Raw genomic sequence first — 17,076 nt, forward strand, 5'->3', positions numbered from 1 at the left:
AATCACGCAGGCCTCAAGGGTGGTAATCTTAGACCTTCGTCTTCTTCGAAACCTCTTGAAATGTTAAAACTTTGCACAGCTTGACCCGCTGCCCCCTTCATGAGGTTATCTATTGCAGAGAACATAGTAAGTCTCATCAATCTCTTCTCTTGCGCAAATCCTACATCAGCAAAATTACTGCCAATAACATATTTTGGATCCGGATACGGATGAATTCCTCCTCTTACTATCCTAACAAATTTTTTCCCTCTGTAAAATTCAGCTAACTTTTTCCAGATTTCCATATCCTCCAGTTGCGAATCTAGCCACATATGTGCTGATGCCATCGCACCCCTCACGCTGCTTATGGCGTGAGGTATGATACTAATTTTCACATCCTTTTTACCAATTAGCGAGAGTTCTTGCTCAGCCTCAGCAGCGTGTCTATGGCCTTCTGCCTCATAAGGTCTTATTGCGTTTTGTCTCTCCGGATGATGACTGCCTTCTGATGGTTTAGCCCCACCCTCGCTGCTAGATACCTTAACATCACTAACGAACTTTAAGTTACTTGTAAAGCCCCACTTCACTGCAGGGGCCAAGGCTAATATCGTAGCGGTAGCGTTACAGCCCGGAGAAGCTATCAATTTTGCTCCTCTAAGGTCATCTCCGTGTAGTTCAGGGAGACCGTATACTGCTTTGTTTAACAGATCTGGATATGGATGCTCTATGCCATACCAATATTTGTAAATAGATGGGTCCTTTAGCCTGAAGTCAGCACTTAAATCCACTACCTGTAACCCTATTTCCAATAGTTTAGGGACGTAGTTTAAAGAGACCCCATGAGGAAGGCCTAGAAACACGACGTCAGCCTTTTCTCCTATTTTATCGAGTGAAAAATTTGTAAAATTTATAGAGAAAAATCCCTTCAGATTCGGATGGATCAAAGATATTGGCTTTCCAGCATATTCTCTAGACGTTACCATCGTAACCTCTACTTTTGGGTGCACAGATAGAATTCTGAGTAACTCTCCTCCTGTGTAGCCCGAACCTCCTACTACTGCAGTTCGTATCATCTGTCAAGATAACTAATACCTTGCTTATAAATAATACTGAAACCATGTCTTGATGTGGAAGCTAACTTAGACGAATTAAAAAAGTTCTTGGAGGGAAAGATATCCGGACTTAAGAAAGAACTGGAATATTATGAATATTTACTTAGTTTGATTGAATCCGGATATGTCCCTGGGTCAAGAGGCGGTAAAGTTAGCTTAGACTACCTAAAAAATAGGAAAGGAGAGGTGATTAGCGAACTTTACTTTACTCCACCGTTACTAAAAATAGTTATAAAAAAGAAGTTAGTATTACCAAAGAGCTATATGAACGCATTGAGCAAGATTCTAGAAGATATTAAGATTACAGATAAAATTGAATATAATATAGTTTTAGATAAGGATGACCTAAAAGAAATCTCGGTGTCAGGCGTAAAAGACGAACTGTTACTTAATAGAATCAAAGCGTCTGTACAATCAATCTTGGAGAGAGCCTCTAGTTAATGGGTTATGTTGAACTAAGATAGGCCTAGGATCTCCTAGAAATCTGATTAACATCTCACCTCTTCCCATAAAAGTGAGTTTATCCTCTACGTCACTGTCCAATATATTAGAGTACCTTTTTACTATAGATCTCCAATATTCCTTATCTCCATTGTTCATAAAACATAGCACGCCAACGTTTCCCATAAATACGTCTGCATTCTCTCCTAGATCTTGAACGTTCTGTGTGGCCATAAGGAGAGATATCCCATGTCCTCGACCACGCTTTACGAGATCGCCCACTATTCCGTACTCGTCCTCATCCTTTAATATGGTCCATGCCTCATCTACTATTAATGCTAGACGTATTCCCTGGTCTACTATATCAGAATATTTAACATATAATTCTGAGATTACAGTATAGATGATAAATCTCCTAAGGCTCTCGTCCTTTATTTGAGTGAGATCGATTACGTTTAAACCATTAACGATCGAGTCCAAGATGAACGGACCTCCAGTGTCAAATAGACTAATAACCTCCAATGCCCTTCTCAAGGGATATCTTTCCCAAACTTCCTCGTCTGAGATTAAATCTCTCCAAGATATGGAGCTATCATTAATCCTAAGATACCTATTCAACACGCTATAAATTATAGCTCTCTCCTCTCTGCTTAATTTAAATGAGAAACCTATTACCTTCTCCAGGAATAATGGCTTCACGGAAGATGAAACATACGTTAATTTAGATAGGTTAAGCGAGTGTAGAAATGGATTTATAATCTTAAAGTTATATCCATTTTTTATCAATCTAGATTTTATATCTCCTTTAACGTCAAAAAATATTACAGGAATTCCATAATTTAACGCAATAAGTTGACCTAACGATAATAATAGTTCAGTTTTCCCTGAACCCGTAGGTCCTATGATTAGGAGATGAGGATTTTCAGAGCTTTCGATGTTCCAGAAAATCGGGATTCCCTTTTCTAAATCTCTTCCAATGTATATTCCTTCACTCCACTTATCCGGTTTAGGCATCTTCTCAATGGAAAAAGGAGTAAGAAAAGGAATCTGAGAAGGTAGCCCCTCCTTCCTGCACTTACATCTAGAGAGTAAAATAATATCTCTTATTTCCTTCTCTGTAGCTAACCTAGATTTTATGTTAAGACTTCCTAGCCCTCTAATCAAAATTTCGGCCAAACTTTTGGCTTCTTGCTCAGACTTTCCATGAACAAGTAACGCAATCTGATAGCTGAAAGGCTTCTCCCCTTGTTCTAATCTTGTCAGAATCGACTGAAGAATTTCTATCTCGTTCTTCGCCTTAGCGTTAGACGGATCGTTTTCTATAATTATCCTCAAATTCTGTATCCTATTAAGCAATCTTTCGGTGTAAACTCTTTGATCTATATATTTTTTCCTAAAGATTATATCTATTTGAGAACTTAAATTAGTAACCTTGTGAAAAGCGTTAATCGTAGATCTAAGTGAGGAATCTGATAAGTCCCTATAATCAAATGGAACATCATCGATAATTACGAAACTTATAAATTCCTTATCTAAAATGAGCACATCCTTATTCACATATATCTGATCCCTCTGTGATCCCCGTCTAAAGTTAAAGCGATAATTTGGAAACTTAAATATACCTCTATAGACCCCAAGAGCTAATACAAACGCTGAAAGTAGTAGCAATAATGGATTTTTAAAAAATATGGAAAGTAACACCGGGACTAACATTATTATATAGAGCTCATACTTGCCTGTTTCGTTCACAAATTAATAGATTTTAAAAAAGGTACTGTGTGAGATGAAACTGTGACGTTACGTCCAGTCCATTGATTAGAAGATGTACAAGCTAGTTGTCTCAACCGTCCACTCAAAAACTTAGGGAGTAATATTATACTCAGCACTTTAAATGCGATACGTAGCAGAAGTGAGATATTATGATGAATGTCCTGAAGGTGACCTTTGGTACTCATGGAGATCGTGGAATACTTCCAATATTGTACGCACTAAAGGCGTCAAATGCTGTATCCAACTTAGACATTCAGATAGATATAGATCTTCTATATGACTCTTTTTCGCCGACAATTGAGTTTAGAGGTGTGAAAATAACCCTTGACTATCTAACAGAAGATGAAATTAGAGAGCAAGTAATGAAGCTACTGAGAGGAGAGTTTTATCCTCAAAGATCAAATAAGCATACGATCATAAAGGACGATAAGGTAATCAGTGATGGCGCATTAGCGTCATAAGCTGCTAACTTGTTTTATCTCATAGGGAAAATTGAGTGTAGTCATAGGAGCAGGAATAACAGGATTGATAGCAGCACTGAACAGAGAGGCTGTAGTAGTTGAAGAGCAGACCGAGATTGGAGGTCTCTATTCTACTGATAAAATAGGTGGCTTAGAATTTACGATCCTACCTCCCATAATAGAACGAGAAAAAGAGATCATAGAAGTTTTTCCTCAAGCTCAAATTGAGGAACTGAGCGCAAAAATACAGATTATAGAGAACGAACATCTGCCATCTAAGATCTGTAACACTTGTTCTAGCTTTCCTAGGTGGCTGATGCCTAGCAAGCTTCTAGTAGTTAGAAATTTTCCAGAACTATTTGAAAAAATTAAAGGTAAAATAAAGATTGTAAGAGGATATCCGATAAAGATTGTAAATGATAAATTATTTACAAATAGAGGGGTGTATAGTTTTAAGGAACTTATTAATACTGGTTCAAGACGTCGCTTAAATAAGACTTTAGGGATAGAAGAGAAATTAGACTATTATGGGTGTCTAATTATTCAGATTCTATTAAAGAACAGAATAACTGACTGGGACATTCAAATAAACGGAAAATCTGAGATTACATTCTCCCATATTATTAATGTAGAAAATTCCCCTTTATATTATGTATATAGCTTCCATAGCAAAAAACAATTACCTGATAGTGAGAGAGTTGTCCAAGATTTGAAGAGATCAAAAATCATTTCTCAAGATGATATACTCTCTATAAGAACGAAGTATATTAATGAATGTATTCTCTCAGGTGAAAAAAATTATCAACGTCCTAACTTCCTTAAGGAATGCGGTAGATTAGGGTCGTGGGCGAACCTTAGCTTAAACGAGGCAATACGTTCAGCCCTAGAATGCTAAACTCGTCTGAAAGCTTTAGCGCCATTTTCGACGCAGAAATCGGATCTTCACCGTTAAGCCTCAAAGTAAAGTAACTTGCCAATAAGAAATCTCCATTTCCGACTTCATTATTACCCTTAACAGACGGTCTTAATTTTAGACTTTGACCATCTTTTACATATAAAGTGAAACCGTTAAAATCATCTGAGATCAAAATCTCCTTAAACCCCTTATCCATTAAGCGCTGAACTGAAATATCACTTTGAACCAGTTCTTCCTTGTTTGCATGGAAAATAGATATGTCCGAATTCATTTCTAATTCAAACTTTTTTGAATAGGATATTTCTCTACCTTCTTCACAATTCCTAATAAAGCCCTGGATGTCTACTGCAACAGGTATCTTGTAAAATTTCGTTGACATTGGTATTTCATTGCAAACTGGGTTCAATATGACACCATCCCACTTGTTAAACTTTTCCTCTTCCACAATAAGTGGACCGTTCTTGAACCTAAGAATGAGCTTCCTTCTGTGGTCCTCAATGATAAGCGTAAATCTCATTGTTTTGCTGAAAGAAACTTTCTCCACGTATGTTAGGTAACTAGGTAGTTCAAATCTAAAATCCTCACCTATAGTGATGTAAGCTCCCGCTAACCCTCCTGCTGTAGCAACTCCTAGCCCAGAATATATGGGGGATCCTCCTGGTCTTTCAATTAGTTGGTTTTTATTCAAAATCTCATCAACAGTTATTGCACCCGCTATTACTACTCTACTCTTCATCTTCCTCTTCTTCCTCCTCCTCTTCTATCTCTTTCGGCTTTTTCTTTTCCCATATTAAATATTTATGAGCTAAGAAATGATTTATCAAATCGTCTTTATTAAAGAAATATGAGCTGGACCTGGGAATTCCACCCTTTAGACACTCAGGTCCACATTTTGGACAAGCGTAAAGCTTAGTTTCAGTGTCATAGCATATGCTCTCCTCTCTGTTATTGATCTCGATCTTCTGAATCTCCCACTTTGGGACCCATCTGCTTGACATTTATACTCTAATTAATCTCTGAGTTCTTTAAGTTACATGAAACGTTATCCTTTTGAGAAATTTAATTAGGATCTAAATGTTCGCTAGTACGTTTAATTTTAGATTTTCCAGGTATTACTTTAATTATCTCGTCCCTTAGACCTTTTATTCCACTTTCACCCATTTGTCTTGAAAAGATCCTACTAATTCGTTCCCCAATCTTTTCAACATCAGAATCTCCAGGTTCTAACGATACGTACACATCACATCTTGAGGATATAGTGTTAAACGATCCTACCTCGATTCTGAAACCCTCCTTCGTATTAATACCTACAGTTAACTCGAGTTTTACATTTTTAATGAAGTTTTTCTTACCATAGATCATGAATGATCCTTTGGGTAGATACTCACCTGATGGAGGCGATTTAGATACCTGCTTACCGTATACCCAGAACACATCAATCGAACCCAGTCCTAATTTCCAGGCCTTAGAGTAAGAGGCGGCTAAGGTCGCAGCATCCAATAAGTCCTCGTCGCTAATCGAATTGGGACTCTTGATTACTGTTGCAGGGGCTCCCTGGATGTCAGCGTGAAGAAATATGTCATCGTCCCCTAGGAACTTTTTTACTAGGCTTTCGTTCTGATCTATGTCTCTCCCAGCTATAACAATGTACCCATTTTTAGTTATGGTCCAGTGATATTTTTCAAACCATTCTCTTTTCCTTATTAGAACCTTGCTACTTTCTATCTCCTCTTTAGTTTTTGATAGCAAATCTTGTTTTTTTCTCTCTAACTCAACTATAGTCTCTTCGGTCTTCTTAATCTTTTCCTCCAGCTCCTTCGCTTTATCGAAATATAAAGCAGCGTTTTTTGCAATAGATTTAGATGGGTCTATTTCTATCTTGACTCCGTTTATCTCAATTTCACTAGGACCGTTAGACATCATAGTCTCCACATAGGGATAATTCTCCATTATTAGCCTCCCTTTAACTCTGTTCAGATCAGCCTCTTGTTTAGTCTGATTTAGTATTTCGTAGAGTTTAGATATTGTAACTTCTAATTTCTTAATTTCGCTTTGATCTACTGACCCAGCTATTTCATGTTTTTCAAGGTTAGTGAAATATTCGTCTAAAGCTTCATTATAGCTAGATTTTTTTACGCATCCCTCAAAAAATATGGGCCAAGTTCCGCTTTCCGGGCTAACGCAAGGTTCAATCTTGCCATTTTGTATCTCACCTATAAGTTTCGTTATTTTCTCTCTCGCCTCTTTCAGATCTTCTAAAGTATTAACTCGTATCGAAAGAATATTAAGTAAGTCCTGTGGCACGCCTAGTATCTTTGAGATTGAACCTTTCTTAAGCAACTCCTTCTCTTCCTCGGCGGATATTGAGACAGGTGTAGGCAACTTATAGATCTCTCCAGGCCTTATCGTTCTATCTTTAAACTCTCTTCTTTCAAGGGAAAATTTTATTTTGTTATCTTGATCAGTAATAATAAGAGTTCCTTTAGGAAGTAACTCTATGTATATATATTCAGTATCAAGACACATTTTAACAATTCTTTCTCTGTTTACTATCTCTGCTTTCTTTATTACTTTACCTCTTACCAACTCTCTTAAAGATTTAGATTTAGAATCTAGAGTTTTTTCTCTATTAAATTGAGTAAAATGAATTCTTTTTCCAGGCTCAATTAAAAGCTGTAAATCATTATTTATACAATGAATAGAGAATAAATATATACCGTTCAAATTTGTAGAAAAAATATTGTCTATTCTACAACCTTCTAGTTTCGTTCTGTTCTCAACCAACCACGCAAGTAAGTCTATATAACTCATGGTCTGTTTTCTTGTCAACTTTAAAGACATTTCTCCTAAGATGTTTCTATGGATGTAGAAGATAAATTATTAATCGTACGAGGAATAGCAGGTAGTATACTAGGATTTATAACCGCGTTTATACCTGATGTAATTATTACTTTGACTAGCCTAATCCTATGTTATATCGTAACCTTATTCGTAGCTGCCTACAAATTCAAGATGGGATTCAAGAGAGTTTCCTATACTAAAGGAGCCATGACTTTCATTATTGCATGGTTTTTAATACTGATCTTAACATACAATATAATAGTCTAAACTCTATGTCTTATAGGAAGTTCATAGCAGATGCTATGTTGGGAAAATTAGCAAGGTGGCTAAGGATATTAGGTTATGACACTCTCTACTTTAAGGATTCAGAAGACTGGAAAATAATAAAGATAGCTAAGAATGAAAACAGAATTATCCTCACCCGTGACAGAGCTCTGTGCAAAAAGGCAGAAAAATCATCCATTGATTGCTTCGTAGTTTTACCTGATGATGAAATCGAAAAAGTACTGTTTCTTCTCTCAAAAAAATATGGAATTGTCCTTGAGGTTAACCCTGACTCATCTAGGTGTTCTGAGTGTAACGGAGTGCTTGAGAAACTGGATAAAAATCGTTGGAGATGCACTAAGTGTAAAAAGGAATATTGGAAAGGGAAGCACTGGGAAACTATCACTGAGATCCTTATAAGGGCAAGATCTATGAAAGATACATATGGAATTACTAAAGATAGAGGAGGTAAACAGGGAAAAAGGAACGAAGTTATTGAGAATAGCTAGACGATCAATAGAACATAAATTGAAAAGAATTAATCAAATCGAGAACTTAGACGTTAACGATCCTATACTAGATAAATATGGGATAGCGTTTGTAACCCTTGAAACTGACGTTGGAGGAAACTATGAATTAAGGGGTTGTATTGGTTATATCGAAGCAGTAGCTCCCATTAAGGAGGTAGTATCAAGGGCAGCTATAGCTGCAGCTTTTTCGGATCCTAGATTTGACCCTTTGTCTGAAAGCGAGATGGACAAAATATTAATAGAAATAACCATTCTTACTAAGCCTGAACCTATTAATGCCTTAAAAAGGGAAGAGATACCTTCAATGATATCAATAGGGACTGACGGATTAATCATAGAGAAGGGAATAACGCATGCTGGGCTCCTATTACCTCAAGTTCCTGTTGAATATTGCTGGGAATCAGAAACGTTTCTAGCCGAAACATGCATAAAGGCTGGTCTCATGCCTGACTGCTGGCTTGATAAGTCAGTCAGCATAAAAAGGTTCCAGGGTTTAATTATAAGAGAGACGTCTCCTGGAAGAGGAGTTGAAATAGTGAAACCCTCTGAGGTCAAATGTAAATATCTGCCAAAATCATGAAGTTGCTTTACTCACTAAATTAGATTTATTCTATACTAAAAGTCCTCAATTTCTAACCTTTATGATAAACTTTTATTTCCCAGTAAACTAGATATGAAGAGTGATAAAGATGGAAGAATATGCTGAACTGTTTACAGAAGATGTCAAAAATGCCCTTCAAGACGCTTTAAAGGATATGAGAAACAGCGTTGAAGGTATGGTATTCATTGATTCTAGCAATTCTAACTGCCAGTATTGTGACGTAACTGTGAAGTTCATGGATTTTGTAAAACAAGCTGCTCCTAAAAACAAAAATGGAGAAAGTCTACTGAATATAAAAGTCTACGATTTGGCTAGGGAGAGAGAAACGGCGGCTAAATATGGAGTATCAAGAGTTCCAACGGTCGCTTTCTTGGAGGGTAAGATTAGATGGACAGGAGCCCCACTCGGAGAGGAGATAAGGGCTCTTGTGGAGACTATAGTTAGGCTTTCTCAAGGAGAGAGCGGTCTAAGCCCTGAGACTATTAGTACGATTAAGGAGAAACTAAACGGCCATATAAAGGTTGAAGTTATGGTAACTCCTTCATGTCCATACTGTCCTTATGCTGCACTTTTATCACATATGGTCGCATACGAAGCTTGTAAGATTAGCAAGTGCAATGTAGTGTCTGACGTCGTAGAGTCCTACGAGAATCCAGACATAGCAGAGAAATATCAAGTAATGTCCGTGCCCACTGTTGCGATTAATGAATCTGTAGAGTTCATAGGAGTACCACAGGAGGAAAACTTCCTTAACACATTGCTCGAAAAACAATCATAGATTCCCTTTTTTACGATTAGACTTTTATCTTTCGGAAAATAATATATTCCTTAAGATGAAGAATCTTATTATCAAATTAACAGATGAAGAGTTCAAGAAAATTGAGGAAGAAGCTAGGGAAAAAGGATTTGTCCTCATATCTGAATACGTCAAATATAAACTATTTGGTCAGAGTGTTAGAAACACAAACGAGTCATCAATCAATGAAGCGTTAAATCCCATTACAGTAGAATTACTGAACGTAAAAAAGAAATTAGGGGAGTTAGCAGAGAGAGTAGATTCTATAGAATTAACTATTTCAAAGGAAGCCGCCAATGTAAATAAGAACGTCCATGAGCAGGAATCAAGAAGAGAAAGAAAAGATGAAAGAAGGCCTATTCAAGAACCTAAGAGAAGTGCAATAGACTATTTGAAAGAACAGGGGGTAATGTATGAGAGCAAACTAACTAGCTTGAAAAATCCGGATGCCTTCTTTGAAAAACTTGAGTCTCAAGGGGCAAAAATAATATATGCAGCGGAAGAGAGGATCGCCTTTGATCCTTCTTTCTATCAAAGTTTTGTATCTAAATTAGCTCAGATACCTACATCAGATGAAAAGGAAGCGCAGAGATACCTGTCTAACCAAGAATATGAATTGTTTCAAAGGTTGAGAAAAGCTGGTGGTATTTATTTTGATAGCAAAGATAAACACTGGAAAATGGCCTAACTTAATTTATTGTTATTAAATCTAGGAACTGTTACACCTCTTTGACCCTGATACTTTCCTTTATAAGGTTTTTCGACGGGCGTAAGAGTCTTCGCAAAAATTAGATGTAAAAATCTTGATCCTTTTCTCAACTTCACTGGAAAGCCGGAACCCATTATCTCTATTGTCAATTGTCCCTCGAATCCAGCATCTACAATAGTTGGAGGTACCAATAGACCTAACCTTGCGAAGCTAGATCGAATATTTACAAACGCCATAATGTCCTGAGGTAATTTAATGTACTCCTCTGTAACCATCAAGACATGTTCGTTTGGATGTATGACGAACTCTATTCCATGTTCCTTTATGAAGAAATCGTTTGTATCCATACCCTCTTCGAAAACTTTATTGGTGTTCTTGAACCTTGCAATCTCTTCCCCCACTCTCATGTCTATTCCGTTCTCTCTCACGCTATCCTCTAGTAGAGGTTCTACTTTTATCCATCCTTTTTCTAAGTAATACCTAAGATCACGATCGCCAAGAATCATTTTAGAGGAACTTCATCTTAGTGATGTTATAAACTATACGGCTCCTCATCTATCTCAGCGTAACTCTGACACTTCATCGATCAGTCTTATTGAATCATCACTACAAATGCTATTTTAACTTCATTGTTAAATATTGTTATATGAAGTTTAAGCTTATCGCTGAATATTTTGACAAATTGGAGAAAATATCTTCTAGAATTCAGCTGACATCTCTGTTGTCCGATCTCTTCAAGAACACAGACAAGAACACAATAAGTAAGGTCGTCTACATCATTCAGGGTAGACTCTGGCCGGACTTTGCAGGAATGCCAGAAATAGGCATGGGTGAAAAGTTCCTGATTAAATCAATTGCTATGGCATTTAGCAAAAAAGAGGAAGAAATTGAGAAAATCTACAAAAGAATAGGAGATTTAGGAGAAGTTGCCTATACCTTAAAAAACGAATCAAAGTCTAGTAACATATTATCATTTATTAACAATACAACACATGATTCCGAACTAGAAGTGGAGGAGGTTTATGAGGACTTAGTCAAAATAGCTACCAGCTCCGGAGAAGGGAGTAGAGACGTTAAAATAAGGACTTTCGCTGGAATCCTACGTAAGGCCACTCCTTTGGAGGCTAAATACCTTGTTAGATTCGTAGAGGGAAGACTTAGGCTTGGAATAGGCGATGCTACAGTCCTAGATGCCCTAGCTATAACTTTTGGAGGGTCTACTGAATATAGACCAATAGTAGAGAGAGCCTATAATTTGAGAGCTGACCTAGGGGAGATAGCTAAGATTATAGACGCTTACGGGATAGAGAAACTAAAAACTATATCTCCGACGCCTGGAATACCAATAAGACCCATGCTGGCAGAAAGGCTAGCTGATCCGGCAGAGATCATGGAGAAGGTGAATGGAAACGCTTTGGTCGACTATAAATATGACGGAGAAAGAGCACAAATTCATAAGAAAGGTGAGGATATATATATATTCTCTAGGAGAATGGAAAATATAACTAACCAATACATAGATGTAGTGGATTATGTGAAAAAATTCATAAATGGAGATAATTTCATCATAGAAGGTGAAATAGTACCTATAGACCCGGAGAGTGGAGAGATGAGACCTTTTCAGGAGCTCATGCATCGTAGAAGGAAAAATGATATCTATCAAGCCATAAATGAGTATCCAGTTAGTCTCTTCCTCTTCGATTTAATGTTATTAAACGGACAAGATTACACAACAAGGCCTCTCCTAGATAGAAGGGCTGCCTTAGAATCAATAATTAAAGAGAATGATAAGGTCCGAATAGCTTCTCACATTATGGTGAATGATGTGAATAAGTTAAAGGAGTACTTTTATCAAGCCGTAGCCGATGGAGCTGAAGGAGTAATGATAAAGTCCGTTTCACCTGATTCCGTATATAAGGCTGGATCTAGGGGATGGCTATGGATTAAATTAAAAAGAGATTATCAGAGCGAGATGGCCGATACTGTTGACCTAGTTGTTGTGGGAGCTTTCTATGGAAAAGGGAAGAGAGGGGGGAAATTTAGTTCTTTACTAATGGCCGCGTACAATCCCGAGAAAGACGTATTCGAGACAGTATGTAAGGTAGCATCTGGATTTAGTGATCAAGAACTTGATGAATTACAGAAAAAGATAGAACAACTGAAAAGAGACGAAAAACATCCCAGGGTCATCTCCAATATGTCTCCAGACGTTTGGGTATCTCCTGCCATTGTGGCTGAGATAATTGGAGCAGAAATAACCATCTCACCGTTGCATACATGCTGCAAGAACGATAAGGCTGGCCTATCCATAAGATTTCCTAGGTTCGTAAGATGGAGAGATGATAAGAGCCCTGAGGATGCGACGACAAACCAAGAAATCATGGAGATGTATTCTAGACAGCTCAAAAAGATCGAGGATAAACCAGTAGATGAAAATATCTAGTACCTTGAGAATACTTTTGTGAATGAGGGCAAGCGTAGAAAGGAATGGGGCAATCCTACTCGGAGAAAACTTTACAGTGGATGGACATTGGAAGAGAGCCTTTAGGGTAGTAACGCACTTTCACTCCGATCATATTATTCAGCTTAATAGGAGCGTGACCGAGTGTTCGTGGATAATCGCAACCAAACCCACGTTGGATGTTCTAAACACCCTAGGTTATACTATACCTAAAAATAAGAGATTAGAATTAGGTTATAACGTAACTATCAATATAGAGTCGGAAAAACTAACGTTGCACCCGTCAGATCACGTTTTTGGATCGGCTCAGGTCGAAGTCACTACACTTAACGGAGAAACCATAGCTTACACTGGAGATTTTAAGAACCCAGGAAAAGGTACACCTATATTAGATCCTGATATTCTTATCATAGAGTCTACATATGGCAAGCCTGAGTTCACTAGGAAGTTTAAGGATGAAGTTGAACAATTAACGGCAGATTATATAAACGAGGCTCTAACTAAACTACCAGTTAGAATATATGGATATCATGGCAAGATCCAAGAAATAATGAAAAGGCTTAGAGAGCATGGGATAATCGCACCCTTTGTGGTCGATGGAAAAATCATGGAAATTACTCAGGTTGCGATATCTAACGGTATGAGAATAGACGACGTTTTTTCAGTAGAGCAGGCTAAAGAACAGGGAATCATAAAAGACAATTGGTACATTGAGTTCCTTCATTTCAATCAATTTAAGAAAAGAATATCAAAGTTTACAAACTTCCTATTATCCGGTTGGGAGTTTGAAACTCCAATAAGGCGAATTGACAAGAGCTCTTACGGTATAGCGTTTAGTGATCACGCTGACTTTGAGGACCTTATTTACTACGTTGACAATTCCAAGGCCAGATTTGTGATTACAGAAGGAGGAAGAAGAGGATATTCTAGAGAACTAGCGAAATACATCAATTTATTATTAAAAAGGAGATCAATAAGTCTTCCGGATTAAAAAGTTCTAGGTTATTTAATTACTATCAGGATGTCTCCCTTCTTAACTCCTTGTCCGGACTTAACGAGTATCTTCTCCACAATCCCGCTAATAGGTGCCGATATCACAGTTTCGGACTTCATCGCTTCTATTGAGAGAAGAGGTTGTCCCTTGTTTACCGCATCACCCTCCTTTACTCTTATCTGTACTACTCTCCCTTGCAAAGGTGATGCAACCTCCCCTTCCTTACCCTTTATCATTTCTTCAAGAGATTGTCCCTCTTGCGTAGGAAGCTCTGTTATCCTTTCGGCTCTAAATATCTTGGCGTTGTCGAGAACAATCCATCCATTATCTATTACCGCCCTATGTTCTTCTCCATTAACCCTTAGAATTATTTCTCCCTCTCTCCTTCCCTGTCCAACGTACTCGATCTCAAACTCATTATTCTCAGTCTTAACCTTATCTTTGTTCTGGCCCTGGTCCTGAGCTATGATGAATGTATCTCCGACCTCTGAGTGTACTCTGTAAAGCTTCATCTCCACATCACCCTAGGGGAGCTCTGCATGATCAGTCCGTAACTTTTCCAGCCCGATTCAGACTTCGTCTGTACCTGACTTACAGGAGCCCTCTTTCTTAACATGCCTCTACTTTGTAAAACTACGGCAATGGAGGCTAACATCTCCTCCTCTGTTCTAAGTTTCTTAGTTAACGAATTCATTTTCTGTGATATGTAAGCAGTACTAAACTTACCCTCCTGAAAGTCCGGATCCCTCATTATCAGCTTGTATAAAGAGATAGTGGTTTTAACTCCCCCTATCTTATAATCGTCTAAAGCCCTTATTGCGGTTTGTATCGCATAAGGTCTGTTCTCGCCGTAAACTATTAGTTTTGAAATTAATGAGTCATAAAAAGGTGGTACCCAGCTCCCTTCAACTACACCGCTGTCCGTCCTAACTCCTGGACCAGAGGGTTCCTTATAGTACGTTATGTACCCAGAGCTTCCACTAAAATCGTTCAAAGGATCCTCTGCGTTGATTCTGAATTCTATTGAAGCGCCTCTAGCTCTCTTGTTTAACTCTTCCTGTGTAAATGGAAGATGTTCTCCAGCAGCCAGTCTTATCTGGAGCTTAACTAGGTCCATTCTGAATATTAGCTCCGTTGTGGGATGCTCGACCTGTAATCTTTTGTTTAGCTCTAGGAAATAGAATTCCCTAGTAGCGTCAGAAAACACTGTTTCGAATGTACCTAATGTAAAATAATTAAGTATATGGCCATATTTCATTATAGGCTCGAACATCTTTGACCTTTCTTCCATTGTAATGGCAGGTGATGGGGCTTCCTCTATCAATTTCTGATTTCTTCTCTGGATTGTACACTCCCTTTCCCATGCTACTACGTAGTTACCATACTTATCTCCTATTAGCTGAAACTCTATATGTCTTGGATTAACTGCAGCTTTTTCAATATAAAGGTCAGACTTTCCAAAGGCCTGCGTTGCCAATCTTTTATTTCTTTCCCATGCATCGATTAATTGATCTGGAGAATCTATTTTAGTTATCCCTACACCTCCTCCTCCACTTGCCGCCTTAACCATTATCGGATAACCTATCCTTTCTGCCAATTTCAATGCCTCGTCTATAGAGCTCACTGGACCATCTGAGCCAGGGGCAATAGGAACTCCTGCCTGAACAGCTATTCTCTTTCCATCTAATTTGTCTTTTATCTTTCTCATAACGTCTGCTGAAGGACCTATGTACGTAATTCCGGCCTTTTCTACTGCCTCTACAAAATCTGCATTTTCGGATAAGAAACCGTATCCTGGATGGATAGCGTCAGCATGAGCCTTCTCTGCCGCGTCTATAATACGTGGTATGTTCAGGTAACTTTCCAGTGCCGGAGACGGACCAATATAATAAGCTTCGTCCGCATATTTTACATGGAGTGCATATTTATCAGCCTCAGAATATACAGCTATCGCGGTCATTCCCATTTCCTTTATCGCTTTCATTACTCTTACAGCTATTTCGCCCCTATTGGAGACAAGTACTCTACTAAATGGTGGCATAAAGATCAACATAAATTACTTGTACAGTTTAAAAAGTTTTTATCTTTATATTTATACCACTATGTTTTAATTATTTCAATGATTATTCTAACCTTAAAACGATCCAAGCTCGCTTTATGGTATGTGAGAAAACGTCCAAATTATATTTAGTATAAAATCTCCTTCTTTATAAATACTTTAGTAAGAACGTTAGTTTTTGGATAATAGAGTCTAAAACTAATTTAGTACCATAAATCAGGTTAGACGTGTAACGATTTTTGACTCAGCATTTCCAGCGCAATTCATTGATCCTTCTACCCTCTTCTCATCATCTGAAGCTCATTCGTATCTACTATCTGGAAAGATTTAAAAGTATAACATCTATAACCTAATCTCGGTAGGGTAAATCAGCGGCGTAGGCCAGCCTGGTAGGCCGCAGGGCTCATAAGGGGTAAAATTTATCCTTGAGAAACCCTGAGGTCCCTGGTTCAAGTCCAGGCGCCGCTACTCCCCCTACCTCCACTATTTTACAGAGTAATTATTAATGAATTATTTAGCCAGGCTTGGATCTTAACTTAATGCGAACTGTTAAATCTTAAAAATATTTAGCTCCGTTGAGATTATGGCTAAAAGCGTTAAGACGTTATCAAAGTGATGTAGCCATCAGATAGGCATCCTCTCCATCAGCATAGTAATGCTTGAGAAGCTTGACCTTCTTGTAACCTAGTTTTTCATAAAGTGAAATGGCCGGTATATTGCTTACTCTTACTTCAAGGTACACTTCTTCTGCTCCATATATCTCTTTCATCTTTTCCATAGAAGATAGGAGCAACCTTTTGCCTATTCCTCTCCTCCTGAACTCCTCTAACACAGCTATAGACACAACATGGCCTTTCTTAACTAGCGGAATGAATGATCTCAAATTACTAAAACCAGTTTCTATTCTAGGCATTATATAACCAACTATCTCGCTATCAACAACTGCTACGAAAAATGCTTCCCCCCAATCTCTAACGTGCTCGACAAAGAAATAATAGGGATAATTCTCAGGTAAAGCTAGTCTATTAATTCTGATAATTGAGTCTATATCATCGGCTCTAGCGTTTCTTATGGTATATTCCCTCTTTTCCTCGATAAACTCGACCATGTATTATGCTTTATAATTGAGGAATATATAACTG

18 protein-coding genes and 1 tRNA gene are annotated in these 17,076 nt (G+C 37.9%); 10 read left to right on the top strand and 9 right to left on the bottom strand.

The features are described 5' to 3' along the window. Positions 1-2: 2 nt before the first annotated feature. Complete coding sequence (argC, locus tag MCUP_RS09025; protein WP_013738509.1) at positions 3-1,052, bottom strand: N-acetyl-gamma-glutamyl-phosphate reductase; 1,050 nt, start codon at positions 1,050-1,052, stop codon at positions 3-5. A 54-nt stretch (positions 1,053-1,106) separates the two neighbouring features. On the opposite strand from argC, the gene MCUP_RS09030 reads away from it, so the two are divergent. Then, positions 1,107-1,532, top strand: a complete 426-nt coding sequence (locus MCUP_RS09030; protein WP_013738510.1) for a hypothetical protein — start codon at positions 1,107-1,109, stop codon at positions 1,530-1,532. Here the strand turns inward: MCUP_RS09030 and cedB are convergent. Then, a complete protein-coding gene (cedB, locus tag MCUP_RS09035; protein ID WP_237697991.1) occupies positions 1,506-3,281 on the bottom strand; it encodes a DNA import protein CedB in 1,776 nt (591 codons plus the stop codon). The genes MCUP_RS09030 and cedB overlap by 27 nt on opposite strands. A 170-nt stretch (positions 3,282-3,451) precedes the next feature. On the opposite strand from cedB, the gene MCUP_RS09040 reads away from it, so the two are divergent. Both MCUP_RS09040 and MCUP_RS09045 read left to right on the top strand, forming a co-directional pair. Then, positions 3,452-3,763, top strand: a complete 312-nt coding sequence (locus MCUP_RS09040) for a hypothetical protein (protein WP_013738512.1) — start codon at positions 3,452-3,454, stop codon at positions 3,761-3,763. Positions 3,764-3,827: 64 nt separating this feature from the next. Continuing rightward, positions 3,828-4,658 (top strand): hypothetical protein, encoded by an 831-nt coding sequence (locus tag MCUP_RS09045; protein ID WP_237697992.1) that lies wholly within the window; start codon positions 3,828-3,830, stop codon positions 4,656-4,658. Here MCUP_RS09045 and MCUP_RS09050 read toward each other — a convergent pair. The 3 genes from MCUP_RS09050 to MCUP_RS09060 all read right to left on the bottom strand — a co-directional run bounded on the left by MCUP_RS09050 (position 4,618) and on the right by MCUP_RS09060 (position 7,520). Next, on the bottom strand, positions 4,618-5,415 hold the full coding sequence (locus MCUP_RS09050; protein WP_048057647.1) for a carbohydrate kinase family protein: 798 nt from the start codon (positions 5,413-5,415) through the stop codon (positions 4,618-4,620). The genes MCUP_RS09045 and MCUP_RS09050 overlap by 41 nt on opposite strands. After that, positions 5,405-5,677 (bottom strand): hypothetical protein, encoded by a 273-nt coding sequence (locus MCUP_RS09055; RefSeq protein WP_013738515.1) that lies wholly within the window; start codon positions 5,675-5,677, stop codon positions 5,405-5,407. Before MCUP_RS09055 ends, MCUP_RS09050 begins: the two co-directional genes overlap by 11 nt. 61 nt (positions 5,678-5,738) lie before the next feature. After that, entirely contained in the window at positions 5,739-7,520 is a 1,782-nt protein-coding gene (locus MCUP_RS09060) for an Rqc2 family fibronectin-binding protein (RefSeq protein ID WP_052296645.1), read from the bottom strand. 272 nt (positions 7,521-7,792) lie between these two features. Here MCUP_RS09060 and MCUP_RS09070 point away from each other — a divergent pair, with 272 nt between their 5' ends. The 4 genes from MCUP_RS09070 (at position 7,793) to MCUP_RS09085 (ending at position 10,399) form a co-directional block, all read left to right on the top strand. After that, positions 7,793-8,293: a Mut7-C RNAse domain-containing protein gene (locus MCUP_RS09070; RefSeq protein WP_013738518.1), complete on the top strand. Its 501-nt coding sequence runs from the start codon at positions 7,793-7,795 to the stop codon at positions 8,291-8,293. Continuing rightward, positions 8,229-8,894: a TIGR00296 family protein gene (locus MCUP_RS09075; RefSeq protein WP_048057649.1), complete on the top strand. Its 666-nt coding sequence runs from the start codon at positions 8,229-8,231 to the stop codon at positions 8,892-8,894. The genes MCUP_RS09070 and MCUP_RS09075 overlap by 65 nt, the downstream gene beginning before the upstream one ends. A 109-nt stretch (positions 8,895-9,003) precedes the next feature. Next, entirely contained in the window at positions 9,004-9,693 is a 690-nt protein-coding gene (gene pdo, locus MCUP_RS09080; RefSeq protein WP_013738520.1) for a protein disulfide oxidoreductase, read from the top strand. A 55-nt stretch (positions 9,694-9,748) separates the two neighbouring features. Further along, on the top strand, positions 9,749-10,399 hold the full coding sequence (locus MCUP_RS09085) for a hypothetical protein (RefSeq protein ID WP_013738521.1): 651 nt from the start codon (positions 9,749-9,751) through the stop codon (positions 10,397-10,399). Here the strand turns inward: MCUP_RS09085 and dcd are convergent. Beyond that, positions 10,396-10,926, bottom strand: a complete 531-nt coding sequence (gene dcd, locus MCUP_RS09090) for a dCTP deaminase (protein WP_013738522.1) — start codon at positions 10,924-10,926, stop codon at positions 10,396-10,398. The two genes, MCUP_RS09085 and dcd, sit on opposite strands and share 4 nt — an antisense overlap. Before the next feature lie 140 nt (positions 10,927-11,066). On the opposite strand from dcd, the gene MCUP_RS09095 reads away from it, so the two are divergent. Further along, positions 11,067-12,863, top strand: a complete 1,797-nt coding sequence (locus MCUP_RS09095; protein ID WP_013738523.1) for an ATP-dependent DNA ligase — start codon at positions 11,067-11,069, stop codon at positions 12,861-12,863. A gap of 22 nt (positions 12,864-12,885) precedes the next feature. Beyond that, the gene (locus MCUP_RS09100) at positions 12,886-13,872 is read left to right on the top strand and encodes an MBL fold metallo-hydrolase (RefSeq protein ID WP_013738524.1); all 987 of its coding nucleotides are present in this window, start codon (positions 12,886-12,888) and stop codon (positions 13,870-13,872) included. Between the two features lie 11 nt (positions 13,873-13,883). Here the strand turns inward: MCUP_RS09100 and MCUP_RS09105 are convergent, their stop codons facing one another. Both MCUP_RS09105 and MCUP_RS09110 read right to left on the bottom strand, forming a co-directional pair. Continuing rightward, positions 13,884-14,387: a biotin/lipoyl-containing protein gene (locus MCUP_RS09105; protein WP_013738525.1), complete on the bottom strand. Its 504-nt coding sequence runs from the start codon at positions 14,385-14,387 to the stop codon at positions 13,884-13,886. Next, positions 14,384-15,916 (bottom strand): acetyl-CoA carboxylase biotin carboxylase subunit, encoded by a 1,533-nt coding sequence (locus tag MCUP_RS09110; RefSeq protein WP_013738526.1) that lies wholly within the window; start codon positions 15,914-15,916, stop codon positions 14,384-14,386. Before MCUP_RS09110 ends, MCUP_RS09105 begins: the two co-directional genes overlap by 4 nt. Before the next feature lie 388 nt (positions 15,917-16,304). Between MCUP_RS09110 and MCUP_RS09115 the strand changes: the two genes are divergently transcribed. Then, a tRNA-Met gene (locus tag MCUP_RS09115) sits at positions 16,305-16,402 on the top strand. 139 nt (positions 16,403-16,541) lie between these two features. On the opposite strand, the gene rimI is transcribed toward MCUP_RS09115, so the two are convergent. Further along, positions 16,542-17,042, bottom strand: a complete 501-nt coding sequence (gene rimI, locus MCUP_RS09120; RefSeq protein ID WP_013738527.1) for a ribosomal protein S18-alanine N-acetyltransferase — start codon at positions 17,040-17,042, stop codon at positions 16,542-16,544. Positions 17,043-17,076: the final 34 nt, after the last annotated feature.

It is taken from the genome of Metallosphaera cuprina Ar-4, from assembly GCF_000204925.1.
Classification (GTDB): domain Archaea; phylum Thermoproteota; class Thermoprotei_A; order Sulfolobales; family Sulfolobaceae; genus Metallosphaera; species Metallosphaera cuprina.